Here is a 12,714-nt window from a genome sequence, read left to right as displayed (position 1 = left end):
GGGAGACGGGCGCGGGTGTGGACCGCCGTCGGAAGACGTGATCGGCGCGCGTCCGGGCTGGTCACCCGCCCCGGTGGCCGAGACGGCGGCCGGGGGGTGAGTGCTTCACACCGTCGATTACAGTCGTCGCGGCGCCTGTCCGGCAGTGCGGCCACGTCACGTCCTCGCCATGACATTTCCGCGGATGGCACCATGACGTGGCGTCATTGGTGTCCCGCGAAGCGATCTGGCATGGTGCGCCCGGAAGGGCGGCGGGTGCCGTCGGCGAGCGGCCGAGGAGCAGTGCCCCTGATCTGCCGCTTCAGCGGGGTCCTCCACCTGGATCTCGGCGTCGCGACCGCCCTCTCCGCCCGCTCCGGCCGGACGTACGAGAGCGACCGGACGTACGAGACCTCCGTGATGCACAAGGGGTACGAAGTCACCCGGACGCGTTACTCCGCCCCGGTGGGTGAACAGTGGTCCACCTGGTCGCACAGGTCGCCCACCAGCCTGGCCAGCGCTCCCGGCGCCGCCAGCACGCCCAGGTGCCCCCTGCGGGGGACGAGGATGAGCCGTCCGTTCCCGCAGGCGCGCAGGAAGGCGCGTTCGTGCACCCGGAACGGGTCCCGGGTGCCGTTGACCAGCCACACGCGTCCCGGGTAGGAGGCCAGGGCCGTGAGCTGATCCTGGTCGGCGACTGCGTCGACGGCCTGGGGCATCACCTCGCAGAAGACTCCCCCGGCCACCATCGCCTCCCCCACGGGTCCCGGCAGGAGACGGCGAAGGGCGTAGGAGCTGATCCGGTTCGCGAGCGACGGATTCCGGGCGGCGAGCGAGGCGGCGACCCGGTGGGGGCCCGCTGCCGAGCCGAGCGCGGTGCATCCGATCGCCATCAGCCCGGTCACCCGCTCGGGGAAGCGTTCCGCGGTGGCGATGCCGACGTATCCGCCGAGGGAGAGCCCGGCCACGAGCGCCCGGCCGCCAAGGGCGCCGACGGCGTCCGCGACCGCCGACGCCGCCGCGTCCATCGTGAACGGCTCGCCCTGGCGGGTGCCGTGGCCCGGCAGGTCCACGGCCGTCGCGGGACGCCCCAGGCGGGAGAGGTGGGAGATGACGGGGTCCCACATGGTCGCGCTGAGCCGGATGCCGTGGACGAGAACGACGGGGAGCATGGCACGCCTCCAGAGGGTCGTCCCGATCGGGGAGATGACCCGGCCGGGGAGCTGGCGTCGATTAAAACACAACGCACCGTTGCGTTGCTATGAGTCGCTATAGTCGGCCCATGGCACCGCGCAAGGAACAGCAGATCTTCCAGGCCACGCTCGAACTTCTCGCCACCAAGGGATACGAGGGCCTGACGGTGGAAGGGGTCGCCGAGCGGTCGGGGGTGAACAAGACCACGATCTACCGGTGGTGGACATCGAAGGCGGCACTGCTCGCCGCCGCCCTGGTCGAGGCCGACCTGCTCGCGATGGAGCCGCCCGATACCGGCGACCTCAGGGGGGATCTGGAGGCCTTGGTCGGCGGGGTCGCCGCCCTGCTCACCCGTCCTCCCGCCGCCGACGTCGCGGTCGCGGCCCTAGGTGCCGCCGTTCACCACCCCGAGCTCGCCGAGGCGACCCGGCGCTTCTTCGCCGACCGGTTCGCGCGGGAGCAGGCCGTCTTCGACCGTGCGCGGCGGCGCGGCGAGCTGCCCGCCGGGGCCGACCCCATGCTCATCGTCGACCTGCTCGCCGGAGCGGTCTGGCTGCGCGCGGTCTTCCGCGGCCTGCCCCTCGACGACGACTTCGCCGCCCGCGCCGTGAGCACCGTCCTGGACGGCGCCCGCGCCTCCTGACCCGCCCACTGACCCGCTCGTGAAACCGCTCATGAACCTGCTCGCGACCCCGCCCACGAACCCGCTCGTAGATCCGCTCGTGGACCCGCCGCAGAACCCGAGCCCCGCCTCGCGAAGACCCCCGGCCGACCAGACATCGGCCTCCTCCGGCCGGTCTCGCCGGACCAGGTCGGTCTCAGGTGGAGAGCGCGCCCGGGATGCGGTCCAGGATCGGGTAGGGCATGAGCCCGTACGCGTAGAAGTCGACCGCGTCGGCGCCCGAGGCCCGTACGGCGCGAACCTTGGCGGCGAGCCGGTCGGCCGAGTCGGTGTCGGGCAGGCCGGGGCGCAGGACGACCCGCAACTCCTTGTCCTTGCCCGTGGAACGGCGGTAGGCGGCGACGTCGTCGGCCACCCTGGCCACGTCCCGGGCGTAGGCGAGCACGCCGAGCGAGGGCACCAGGTCACCGAGGGCGACCAGGTCGACGCCGAGCTGCCAGGAGTCGTGCGCGGCGAACCCCGGCGAGGGCAGCCCGTCGGTGTACCCCTTCACCGCACCGGTCCCGTCGAGGAAGACGAGACGCGAGCCCTCGTCGGTGACGGCGGTGGAGACCTCGGAGACCAGCGAGGTCACCGTCTCCGAGCGGGCCCGCGCGTAGGCGACCACCTCGGGCCCCGCGTACGCGGTCAGGGCGGCGCGGGTCACCTCGCCCTGGGCGGGAGGATCGCCGTCGAACACGGCGCCCACGATCCTGGAGCACTCCTCGCGCGCCACCTCCGCGTTCACGCCCAGGTCGGCGGCGCGGCGCATGCAGAAACCGCAGAAGCACAGGCCGAGCAGGAAGGCGTCCATCGGCCCGAGCGGGACGAAGCTGCGCTCGTGGTGGTAGCCATGGCCGAAGGTTCCATAGTGCAACGCCTCGGCCACCACGCTGTCGACGCCCTGCCTGGCCACCGCCCGGCCCAGCGCGACCGCGTACCGGCGCACGTCGGGGTGGGAGGGGCACAGGTCGGCGGGCGAGCCGCGGTCGCCGAAGCAGTTGCGTACGGTCACGTCCGGGTTGGCCAGGCCGAGCGTGGTGTTCTGCAGAAAGACGGTCCAGCCGTGCAGGGCGAGCCCGCGTTCGGCGGTGGCCCCGCGCAGGGCGGCCAGCGGCTCGTCCTCGGCGCCGTCCTGGACGGGCGGCACCAGCCGCAGCCCGCCGAACAGGTCGGCGGGCGGCGTGAAGTGCGCGCCGTCGCTGCGGATCGTCACCCGGGGGCGGCCGTGCGGGGTGACGTCGCGGGCACGGTGGTAGGCCGCGGCCACGGTCACGCCCGTCACGCCGTATCCGGTGATCCGGTCGAGGACCGCCTCAAGGCCCTCCCCGCGCACGTCCTCGACGTAGACGTATAGCGAGCTGTCCAAGCCGCCGCCCTCCCACGAAGTCGGTCAGACTCTAACGCGGCTTGTAGGCCACGAAGTCGATCTCGACGAGGATGTCCATCAGGTCCGAGCCGACGGTCGTGCGAACCGGGTACGGGCGGGTGAAATACGACTTGTACACCTCGTTGTAGGCGGCGAAGTCACGCTTGAGGTGCTCCAGGTGCACGGTCGACTTCACCACGTCGTCGAAGCCCAGCCCGTGGGCCGCGAGGATCGCGCCGAGGTTGCGCATCACCTGGTGGGTCTGCTCGGCCACATCGGTCCCGACGACCTCGCCGGTCTCGGGGCTGAGCGGCCCCATGCCCGAGGTGTAGACGAAGTCGCCGACCACGAGACCCTGCGAGTACGCCCCGACGGGCGCCGCGCCCTCGCTCGTCCTCAGCTCCTGCTTGTCGCTCATCTCACCAATCCTCAGCGATGGAAATTTAGAAAAAGGTGTTTATCAGATCGACGACGACATACTCCTCGTCGACCACCGGGATGGTCCGCCACTTGTCGAAGGCGGTGCACGGGTGGGAGATACCGAACGACACCAGGTCGCCCGGCCGCACCGGCGAGCCGGGTGCCGGCCTCAGGAGCGTGTGCTGGTCCTGGACCTTGAGCACCGTCGCGTCCGCGACGGCTCCACGCGGGATCGGCAATCCCTCGTCGAAGGGGGCGTCGCGCTTGCCGAACCCGACCACGGCCAGGCCGGGCTCGGGGACGCTCAGCACGTGCGCCCAGATCTCCAGCGCCGCGCGTAGTTCCCCGTCGATCCGGGTGTACGGGGTGCGCTCGCGGTAGTAGCCGTCGTCGTGGGAGACGTACGCGCCGCTGCGCAGCATCACCCTCGCCTGGCAGGCGGCGAGCTCGCGGCCGATCACGTCGAACCACTGGCTGCCGCCCACCGACAGGATCGGGTCGCGCACCCGCAGGTGCTCCAGCGCCTCCAGCAGCCGGTGCAGGTAGGCCCGTACCTCCTCCGCCGACCCCAGCGAGCCCTCGTATCCCGCGACGCCCGCCAGCTCCACCCCCTCGGCCGCCTGCGCGGCCGAGGCGACCTCCAGCAGCTGGGCGAGCGTACGGCTGCCGCCGCGCCCGCCCTGGTGGCCGAGTTCGGCCAGCACGCGGAACGGCCTGGCTCCCGCGTGCCGGGAGAGCGCCTCGACCCCGGCCGTCGAGTCGACGAAGCACAGGAACTCGAACGCGGGATCCTCGTCCAGCCGGGCGGCGAGGGCGGCCAGCCCCGCCGGGTCGAAGACCTGGTTGGCGAGGACGATCCGGGAGACGCCGAACCCGCGCAGGGTGAGCGCCTGGCTGGGGGTGGCGACCGTCATTCCCCACGCGCCCGCGTCGAGCTGCGCCTTCACCAGCTCGGGCGACATGGTGGTCTTGGCGTGCGGGGCGAAGGTGAGCCCGTACTCGCGGGTGAAGGCCGCGAGGGTCGCGATGTTGTGCTTCAGCGCGCTGCGGTGGGCCACCATCACCGGGAAGGTGAACGCCCCGCCGAACAGTGAGGCTCCCAGCACCGCCCCGGGATCCACGATGCCCTTCACGTCCCGTCCCCCTCTGGTCGCCTGGTGGATTCGACGGCTCGTCGGCCGCCGGATCCGGGCGTGGGAGATCGCATTCCCCTTCGCCGCCCTGAGGACCCTATCCTCACGGCGACCTTTTCAGGGGCGTGCCCGAAGGGCTTCCGGGGGCGGCCCTGGAGAGGGCACCGTTCCTCGAAAGCCCGGCGTCTTACCGAGGGGTGACGCCGTTTCTCAGGGGCGTAGCGCTCTGCCGGGGGTGGCGCCGGTGAGCGCTCCCGCGGTGAGCACCGGGACCCCGGAGACGAGGACGTCGCCGATCCCGGTGGCCGGGGTGCGCGGGACGGCGTACGTGGCCAGGTCGGCGACCGCGGTGGCGTCCAGGACGACCAGGTCGGCGACCTGGCCGGGACGGACGAGGCCCCGCCCTTCGAGACCGAAGCGGCGGGCCGGGTGCGAGGCGAGGTGGACGACGGCCTGCTCCAGGGTCCAGTCGCCGGTCTCGCGGACGTGGTGGCCGAGCATCCTGGCGAACGCCCCGTAGCCACGGGGGTGGGGGTGGCCGCCGACGTAGATGCCGTCGGAGCCGCCGGTGTGGGCCGCATGGCGCAGGATCGCGCGGACCGACGCCTCACCCTCGGGGCCCTCGTCGGGGCGGGCCGCCACGCATCCGGCCTCCAGCCGGGTGTCGATCAGGATCCTGCGGCAGAACTCCCCCGGCTCCAGCCCGGCCTCGGCCGCGGCGTCGGGCAGCGTCATCCCCTCGGCCCACTCGGCACCGGGTACGTGGGAGAAGGTGATCCTCGGCCAGAGCGTCTCGTCCCACTGGATCGGCTCGGACTCCAGCACCTCCAGCGTGCGCTCGACGTCGGCGGCCGGGACCCACGGCGGCAGCGCGACCATCGCGAGGATCGTGCTGCCCCGCAGGTAGGGGTAGGTGTCGAAGGTCAGGTCGACCCCCATGAGCCGGGCCTCGTCGACGAGCGGCAGGAGCGTGGAGGCCGGGCCGTGGTAGTGCGAGACGTGCACGGCGGCGCCCGAGCGCCGGGCGATGTCGCTCACCTCGGCCATCCCGGCGGGGGCCGCCGCGCCGTACCCGCGCATGTGCGTCACGTACGGCAGGTGGTCCAGCGGTGCGCAGAGCGCGGCGATCTCGGCGGCGTCGGCGTAGCGGCCGGGGGCGTACTCCAGGCCGGTGGAGAGGCCGACGGCGCCCTCCGCCAGGCCGCGTTCGACGCGGGCCAGCATCGCGGCGAGTTCGTCGGCGGTGGCTGCCCGCTCGGCGGCGCCCATCACGTCGTGGCGGATCGTGCCGTGCGGCAGCAGGTACGCGGTGTTCAGCGCGGTCGCCCGGTCGTAGCCCGCGAGCAGCTCCGCCACGCCGATCGGCCCGTCGGCCGAGGGGTGGACGCCGTTGACGGCGGCGAAGTAGCGGGTCGCGTAGGCGAAGGTCTCCGGAGTGGTGGAGGGTGCGAAGGAGAGCCCGTCCTGGCCGAGGACGAACGTGGTCACGCCCTGGCGGAGCGCGGCGAACTGCACGTCCTTGTCGAAGACGAGGGCGTCACCGTGGGCGTGGCAGTCGACGAGGCCGGGCATGACGTGGCGCCCGGCGGCCTCGACGACGGTCGCGGCGTCCGCGCCCTCCAGGCGGCCCACGGCGGTGATCCGGTCTCCGTTGACACCGACGTCGGCCCGGTGAGCCGGAGCCCCGGTACCGTCGAGCACCCAGCCATCCCTGATCAACACATCGAACGACATGCGGGGATTCAATCACCCGAAAGGTCTGCGCCGCATCCAGCGCTCGTCTTCGTTCTCCCTGCCGCTGTCCCGGATTTCCCCGGTTCTAGGTATGGGAGGAATTTGGGCCCCCCATCCCCTTGACCGTAGCGTGTCAGGGATGGCGCCATCTTTCCCTAGTTAGGAACCTTTCCTAACTAGATGATCGCAGAGAGGGCACCCCTGTGCACGCGAGACCGCGCCTCGAACGCCTCCAACGCCCCTCGCCCGTCCTCGCCCTGGCACTGGCGTCGGCACTGATCGCATCGCTGTTCGTACTGGCGGCACCGGCCGGCTTCGCCGCCGACTCCCTGCTCTCCCGTGGCCGCCCGGCCACCGCCTCCTCCACCGAGGACTCCACCCTGCTTCCCGGCGCCGCCTTCGACGGCAACACCGCCACCCGCTGGGCCTCCGCCGAGGGCCAGGACCCCCAGTGGATCCGCGTCGACCTCGGCGCCTCCGCCACCGTCTCCCGGGTCAAGCTGACCTGGGAGGCCGCGTACGGGAAGTCGTACCGCATCGAGGTCTCGCCCAACGGCTCCACCTGGACGTCGGTCTACTCGACCACCACCGGCGACGGCGGCGTCGACGACCTGACCCTCTCGGGCACCGGCCGCTACGTGCGGATGTACGGGACCGCGCGGGGCACCGTGTACGGCTACTCGCTGTACGAGATGGAGGTCTACGGCAGCACGGGCGGCACGACCCCGAGCCCCACCCCCACGGCCACCCCGTCCCCCGGCGCCCCCGGCGTGCCGTTCGGCTCCCACAAGATCCCCTACGCGGCCGGGATGCTGCGCCCGACCGGAACCCAGGCGACGCTCGACCAGAAGGTGGTCGACTACTACCGGCGCTGGAAGGCCGCCTTCGTCAAGCAGAACTGCGGCAACGGCTGGTACCAGATCATCTCCCCCGACGCCGACCACCCGTACGTGGCCGAGGCGCAGGGCTACGGCATGGTCATCACCGCCACGATGGCCGGGGCCGACCCGGACGCGAAGAAGATCTTCGACGGCCTGGTGAAGTACGTCCTGGCCCACCCGTCGTCGATCACCCCCGGCCTGCTCGCCGCCGAGCAGAACACCGCCTGCCAGAGCGTCAACGGCGGCGACTCCGCCACCGACGGCGACCTGGACGTGGCCTACGGCCTGCTCCTGGCCGACCGGCAGTGGGGAAGCACCGGCACCTACAACTACCGGCAGCTCGCGATCAACCACATCAACGCGATCAAGGCCGGTGAGGTCAACCCGACCACCAAGCTGATGAAGCTCGGCGACTGGAGCAGCTCCGGCGACCAGTACTACTGGATCAGCCGCTCCTCGGACTGGATGATCGATCACTTCAGGGCGTTCCGCAAGGCCACCGGCGACACGACCTGGGACACCGTCCGCACCAACCACCAGAACCTGATCGCCTCCCAGCAGTCGACCTACGCGCCGAACACCGGCCTGCTGGCCGACTTCGTCGTCAACACCAACACCACCCCCAAGCCCGCGCCGGGTGAGGTCCTGGAGTCCGCCAACGACGGCAAGTTCTGGTGGAACGCCTGCCGTGACCCGTGGCGGATCGGCAACGACGCGGTGACCAGCGGCGACGCCAAGTCCCTCGCCGCCGCACGCAAGCTCAACACCTGGATCAAGGGCAAGACCGGCGGCAACCCGAACAACATCGCGATCGGCTACTCCCTCAACGGCACCCAGATCTCCAGCGGCAGCGCGCCGGCCCACTTCGCCCCGTTCGCGGTGGCGGCGATGACCGACTCCGGCAGCCAGGCCTGGCTGGACGCCCTGTGGAACAAGATGCTCAACACCCCGTTCACCGCGAACGACTACTACTCGACCAGCGTCCAGCTCCAAGTCATGATCACCGTAACCGGCAACCACTGGGTGCCCTGACCCTCACCCGAACTAAAGCGGCCCTCGCCTTCCAGCGAGGGCCGCCTACTAGCGCGGGCCGCGCAAACGCCCGCCACTGGTTCAGGGCAGGATCGCACACAGAGCGGTCGTGCGGACCGTGACCGGCCAGGTGTTGTGATTGCTGGCCCGATAGCCCCAGGTGTTTTCCAGTTTGCCGTCTTGGCCCATGCTCAAGCCCAGGTAGCCCACCGCCATGTTGTCCTCAAGGTACCAGTGGTCGGCACGCCCATACATGTACCCTCCGCTAATGGGCACTTTGCCTTCCGGGCAGGTGATTGTGGCGCTTTTCTGTGCACCGGCGGGGAACGTGACGTCGCGCGTGACTACCTCCAGCCCGGAGATACCCACTTCTCCCTTGGGTCCAGCCGGGCCGCTGTCGCCCGCCGGCCCAGCTGGACCGGCGGGGCCCGACTGGTTCCAGGAGATCTGCCGCTCAGTGGCCAGGCACCTGCCAGGGGACGCCGTAGTGGTGGGAGCGGGGGCGAGCATGGTCTCGCCGGGCGAGGGGGAGGCCGGCGGGATCCGTACCGCCCCGTTCGTGCTCACGCATGCTGTGATCACCTCGCTGGTGTCCGCCGCTCCCGCGACGGCGATCCCCGATCCGCCGACGACCAGCCCCAGCACCGCGCCGATGGCCAGTGACCCCTTGCTTACCCTCACCACTGTCTCCTTCCAGACGACGATGATCCGCCGCATTCGTGTCAAGGATCGTTCGGATCACTGGGAATCCTCTTGTGGCTGGCTGCAACGCCATCGAGACCCGGTAGACCCAAAACCCGGCCGTACCGGTCGGTAACTTGCGGGAACCTGCATGGGTGTAGCTCTTTCTCAGCGTGTTGTTTGACCTCCGAGATCACGTTTGGCTGTGAGGGACTTCGGTCGCTTGTTGACTTTCCCCAGTTCGTGGCGGGGAGCGCGGCGCTGGTTGCGGGAACCGGGCGGACGTCCCGGGCCGGGCTTGCCGGGTTTGGGCGCACGGGCCGGACATGACGTTGCCGGACGGATGTTGCGAAACCCCCGCCGTACCCGAGCCGGACTCAGCCGCCCGGGCAGGACAGGTCTCTCCCACGGACGGCGCAGGTCCTCCACCAAATACCGGGCCAGGCACAGTTGGGTGTAGACGGCGATGATCAGCCAGGTCCAGCGGTCGGCCGCCTCAGCGCTGCGGATCTTCGGCGCGGTCCAGCCCAGGGTCTGCTTGAAGAACCGGAACGTATGCTCCAGGTCGAATCTGCGCAGGAACGCCTGCCACAGCAGGTCGATCCGGGCGGCCGGCAGGCCCAGGGCCGAGGACCACAGCCACACCGGCCGGGGATGGGCATCGCCCGGCAGCCGTTCCACGCTCAGCCGGATCAGCGTGCCCTCGATGATCGGTAATTCGCCGTCGTGGTCGATCCAGGCGGCCCGGCGAGTGAGCTGATGATGCAGCCGGTCCCATGCGGTCGCGATCGCTGTGCCGTAGCGCGTCGCCCGGGTCGAGGTGGCCTGGTCCGGGCTGTGCCAGGTCGACGGGTCGACGAAGCGGAACACGCCGCCGTGCTTAGGCGGACGGCCCCCGGCGGGGCCGGCCAGAAAGTGCCACGCGGGTTTCGTTCGTGAGCCTTATGCGCAGGTCAGCACACGGCCCAGGTCCTGGGCCGAGTCCGCCAGCGTTGACGTCGGCCCCGTTCCGGCGAGCTCGATGCGGTCGGCGACACGGAGCAGCAGGTTGACCGTACGCGCCGAGGCGATCTCGCTCGCCTGTGCCATCACCTCCACGATGACCGGCTCGGCCTCCTGCCACGCTTGTGCGTGTACGAGGCCGTTGAGCAGTTGGGCCCCGCAGTTATAGCGAGAACGTCCCCGCGTCAGGTGATGCTCGTAAGCCTCCGTAAGCGGGATGACAGCCTTGCCCCACTCGCCCAGCTCCGCGTAGGCCATCCCCTGATGCCCGGCCAACTCGGCCTCGTCCATCCACCACGACCAGTACGGATCGCGAGCGCCGATGCTTTCGGTGAGCGCGGACCGTGCCCGATGGAGCGCTTCGAACCCCCGCGTCCCGTCACCCAGTGCGGCGAGCGCCCGACCTCGCCGTACCTGGAATATCGCTTCGACACGAGGAGGGAGATCACCACCGGCGAGCACGTCGTCGGCGATCCGCAACGTCTCGTGCGGGCGACGCTGGAACTGGGACAGCATCGAGAGATGGGCCAGTTCCAGCAGTTCCATACTGCGATCTCCCGCGAGACGGGAGAGCATCATCGCCTCGTGGATGATCTGACGTGAGACATCCTGCCGATCGGCGTCATGGGCCTGCCAGGCGGCGATCTCTCCGGCCTCTCCGGCGGCGGCTTCGAGGTCTCGCTCGACGGTCGCGGTGAAGTTTCCTGCGGCGAGTTTGGCACTGGCGGTTCGGAAGACCCGCACTGCGAGGGGGAAGATCTCGTTTCCCCCGTACGCGGTGTCCAGCGCGACAAGCGCCTGCCCGGTGGTCCGGAGCGTCATCACATAGTCCGCGTCGGCCGGTCGGCCGTCTATGACAAATGGATCAAGCGCCTCGATGCCCAGTGATGCCGATGCATCTGGACGAATAGGAACGTTCTCCTCAAACAATTCGGTTTCCCTGAAACCAAACACCCGGCAGTACAGCGTGAGATAAGGCTCCCTGGGCCGGTGTTTCCCCGCTTCCCATCCCTTGATCGATCGCACCAGCGACTCCCTGGTCGGGAGGCGCTCGCGGGTCCACTCGTCAGCCGCTTCGGCCAGGCGTTTGGCCATCTCTTTTTGCGACCAAAGCCGGGCGCACCGCTCTTCGCGGAGTCGAACAGCCCATACTGGAAGCTTTTTCATCACGCACCTAGGGCCGAAGGGAAACGCCGATCCCTTTATTTTCCCCCAGCACCACCTACCGATGCACAGGTTTACCGCGTGTGATGGACAGAGAATTCAAACAGGCGGGACCCGAAGGTGCTCAGCAATCACCCCGCCTTCGTACTGGCCATCCAGCCCGTACGGCATCCCCTCCGTGTCTTTGCCCACCTCATGAAACGGGCTCGTCCATCACTGCGAACGATCGGACAAGCCCGTTATCGGATGGAGGTCCAATCAGTGAACGAGGCCAAATCCACCCACCCTGTATCCACCATCCCCGGCTGGCGGTTGATTCTCAGTGATGCCGGGCGGCTATGGGCCAGCCGGGAGGAGCCCTTCCCTTCGGTCGCATTCCACGCCGGTGCCGAGCGGACCGTCGACGCCGACAGCCTGGAGGCCCTGCGGGCCGAGACCGAACGGCAGGAGGCCATCGCGCGGGAGGCGCAGGCCGGGCAGGTGATCTCATGATTCGCCGCTGCCTGTCCGCAGCCCGGGGGCGTCACCGCGACGGCCAGGCCGTCATCGCGGTCCCGCGCTACACCTGGGACCACGAAGCCCGAGCCGAAGCCGCGATGCTGCAGGCCACCCGCCCAGGCTGGTCGGTGCTCTACGGCACCGGAAGCCGCCTCTTCCACGCCATCGCCACCTGGCCCACCCCCGAACCTTTGATCATCTGCGACCGGACCCTGGAGGGGTTGAAGACCCAGATGTACGAGGCAGAAACGACCGTCCTCCACCGCTGGGCACTCACCTCCAGCTCAGCCAGCATCGGCCACTTCTGATGAACGGGCACGACGGCCCTCTCGCATGACTACCAAGAGAGCCGCCAACTAACGTCATGCTGTCTTGACGTCAAGGAGGCTTGACGTCAAGACAGCATGACGAAATACTCGACCCATGGCGACTCCAGAGGATCTTGAACGTCGGTTCACGCTGCTGACCGCGACCGTGCGCTACGACGCGCTACGCACCCGTGAGGCCCTGGCCGCACCGGCCGACGAGGACGACTCCGAGCTCGCGCCACTCGACCCCGGCGCCGAGCCCCTGACCCGGGGTGAGGCGCTGGAGCTCCTCGCGCTGGGTGAGGTGATCGCGCGGAAGGCGGGCTACGGACGTCAGCTCTCCGTACGCTCCGCCCGCCGGGCAGGCGCCTCGTGGTCGCAGATCGGTGCCGCGCTGGGGACCAGCAAGCAGGCCGCGTGGGAGGCCCACAACCGGTGGATCGACGAGCAGACCGGGGAACGCGACGGTCACTGGGGCTGGAACGAGGACGACGCGGCGGCCGCGCGCACGCTCGCCGGCGACCCGGAAGGCGCGGAGACGAAGTGAACAAGGCCGCCGTCCGCCCTTTCGTCCGTGACATCGCGTAGACCGACCTGGACGACCTGGCCCGCCCTGTCCGGCGACTCGCCGAACGGGTGCGGGCCACCGGTGGACGAA

13 protein-coding genes are annotated in these 12,714 nt (G+C 70.0%); 5 read left to right on the top strand and 8 right to left on the bottom strand.

Translation table 11 applies throughout. The features are described 5' to 3' along the window. Nucleotides 1-431: 431 nt before the first annotated feature. Nucleotides 432-1,151, bottom strand: coding sequence for an alpha/beta hydrolase (locus tag ABZ664_RS07285; RefSeq protein ID WP_362504365.1), 720 nt, complete (start codon nt 1,149-1,151; stop codon nt 432-434). Nucleotides 1,152-1,261: 110 nt separating this feature from the next. Here ABZ664_RS07285 and ABZ664_RS07280 point away from each other — a divergent pair, with 110 nt between their 5' ends. Then, nucleotides 1,262-1,816 carry a TetR/AcrR family transcriptional regulator gene (locus ABZ664_RS07280; RefSeq protein WP_362504362.1) on the top strand — a complete coding sequence of 185 codons (555 nt, stop codon included), beginning with the start codon at nt 1,262-1,264 and terminating at the stop codon, nt 1,814-1,816. A 175-nt stretch (nt 1,817-1,991) separates the two neighbouring features. Here ABZ664_RS07280 and ABZ664_RS07275 read toward each other — a convergent pair whose 3' ends face one another. From ABZ664_RS07275 to ABZ664_RS07260, 4 genes are all read right to left on the bottom strand, one after another. Beyond that, complete coding sequence (locus ABZ664_RS07275; protein ID WP_362504359.1) at nt 1,992-3,203, bottom strand: hypothetical protein; 1,212 nt, start codon at nt 3,201-3,203, stop codon at nt 1,992-1,994. Nucleotides 3,204-3,234: 31 nt separating this feature from the next. Further along, nucleotides 3,235-3,621 (bottom strand): Rid family detoxifying hydrolase, encoded by a 387-nt coding sequence (locus tag ABZ664_RS07270; RefSeq protein WP_362504357.1) that lies wholly within the window; start codon nt 3,619-3,621, stop codon nt 3,235-3,237. Nucleotides 3,622-3,646: 25 nt separating this feature from the next. Beyond that, nucleotides 3,647-4,756 carry an alanine racemase gene (locus tag ABZ664_RS07265; RefSeq protein ID WP_362504355.1) on the bottom strand — a complete coding sequence of 370 codons (1,110 nt, stop codon included), beginning with the start codon at nt 4,754-4,756 and terminating at the stop codon, nt 3,647-3,649. 210 nt (nt 4,757-4,966) lie between these two features. Beyond that, the gene (locus tag ABZ664_RS07260) at nt 4,967-6,490 is read right to left on the bottom strand and encodes an amidohydrolase family protein (RefSeq protein ID WP_362504352.1); all 1,524 of its coding nucleotides are present in this window, start codon (nt 6,488-6,490) and stop codon (nt 4,967-4,969) included. A gap of 203 nt (nt 6,491-6,693) precedes the next feature. Between ABZ664_RS07260 and ABZ664_RS07255 the strand changes: the two genes are divergently transcribed. After that, nucleotides 6,694-8,403, top strand: coding sequence for a glycosyl hydrolase family 8 (locus tag ABZ664_RS07255; protein WP_362504349.1), 1,710 nt, complete (start codon nt 6,694-6,696; stop codon nt 8,401-8,403). 81 nt (nt 8,404-8,484) lie between these two features. Here ABZ664_RS07255 and ABZ664_RS07250 read toward each other — a convergent pair whose 3' ends face one another. The 3 genes from ABZ664_RS07250 to ABZ664_RS07240 form a co-directional block, all read right to left on the bottom strand. Next, nucleotides 8,485-9,084: a hypothetical protein gene (locus tag ABZ664_RS07250; protein WP_362504347.1), complete on the bottom strand. Its 600-nt coding sequence runs from the start codon at nt 9,082-9,084 to the stop codon at nt 8,485-8,487. A 168-nt stretch (nt 9,085-9,252) separates the two neighbouring features. Continuing rightward, nucleotides 9,253-9,954 carry a hypothetical protein gene (locus tag ABZ664_RS07245; protein ID WP_362504345.1) on the bottom strand — a complete coding sequence of 234 codons (702 nt, stop codon included), beginning with the start codon at nt 9,952-9,954 and terminating at the stop codon, nt 9,253-9,255. Between the two features lie 72 nt (nt 9,955-10,026). Further along, nucleotides 10,027-11,181 carry a hypothetical protein gene (locus ABZ664_RS07240; RefSeq protein ID WP_362504342.1) on the bottom strand — a complete coding sequence of 385 codons (1,155 nt, stop codon included), beginning with the start codon at nt 11,179-11,181 and terminating at the stop codon, nt 10,027-10,029. A 330-nt stretch (nt 11,182-11,511) separates the two neighbouring features. Here ABZ664_RS07240 and ABZ664_RS07235 point away from each other — a divergent pair, with 330 nt between their 5' ends. From ABZ664_RS07235 to ABZ664_RS07225, 3 genes are all read left to right on the top strand, one after another. Further along, complete coding sequence (locus ABZ664_RS07235) at nt 11,512-11,742, top strand: hypothetical protein (RefSeq protein ID WP_362504339.1); 231 nt, start codon at nt 11,512-11,514, stop codon at nt 11,740-11,742. Then, entirely contained in the window at nt 11,739-12,056 is a 318-nt protein-coding gene (locus tag ABZ664_RS07230; protein ID WP_362504336.1) for a hypothetical protein, read from the top strand. Before ABZ664_RS07235 ends, ABZ664_RS07230 begins: the two co-directional genes overlap by 4 nt. 115 nt (nt 12,057-12,171) lie before the next feature. Further along, nucleotides 12,172-12,603 (top strand): hypothetical protein, encoded by a 432-nt coding sequence (locus ABZ664_RS07225; protein WP_362504333.1) that lies wholly within the window; start codon nt 12,172-12,174, stop codon nt 12,601-12,603. Nucleotides 12,604-12,714 lie beyond the last annotated feature (111 nt).

Source organism: Streptosporangium sp. NPDC006930 (assembly GCF_040635605.1).
GTDB lineage: Bacteria > Actinomycetota > Actinomycetes > Streptosporangiales > Streptosporangiaceae > Streptosporangium.
The sequence above is the reverse complement of the archived record's forward strand: the minus strand, read 5'-3'. Positions and strand labels throughout refer to the sequence as shown.

Bases quoted from the DNA above. Each gene is read 5' to 3' on its own strand.
- ABZ664_RS07285 (WP_362504365.1), bottom strand. From the start codon at position 1,151: ATGCTCCCCGTCGTTCTCGTCCACGGCATCCGGCTCAGCGCGACCATG.
- ABZ664_RS07280 (WP_362504362.1), top strand. From the start codon at position 1,262: ATGGCACCGCGCAAGGAACAGCAGATCTTCCAGGCCACGCTCGAACTT.
- ABZ664_RS07270 (WP_362504357.1), bottom strand. From the start codon at position 3,621: ATGAGCGACAAGCAGGAGCTGAGGACGAGCGAGGGCGCGGCGCCCGTC.
- ABZ664_RS07260 (WP_362504352.1), bottom strand. From the start codon at position 6,490: ATGTCGTTCGATGTGTTGATCAGGGATGGCTGGGTGCTCGACGGTACC.
- ABZ664_RS07240 (WP_362504342.1), bottom strand. From the start codon at position 11,181: ATGGCCAAACGCCTGGCCGAAGCGGCTGACGAGTGGACCCGCGAGCGC.
- ABZ664_RS07230 (WP_362504336.1), top strand. From the start codon at position 11,739: ATGATTCGCCGCTGCCTGTCCGCAGCCCGGGGGCGTCACCGCGACGGC.
- ABZ664_RS07225 (WP_362504333.1), top strand. From the start codon at position 12,172: ATGGCGACTCCAGAGGATCTTGAACGTCGGTTCACGCTGCTGACCGCG.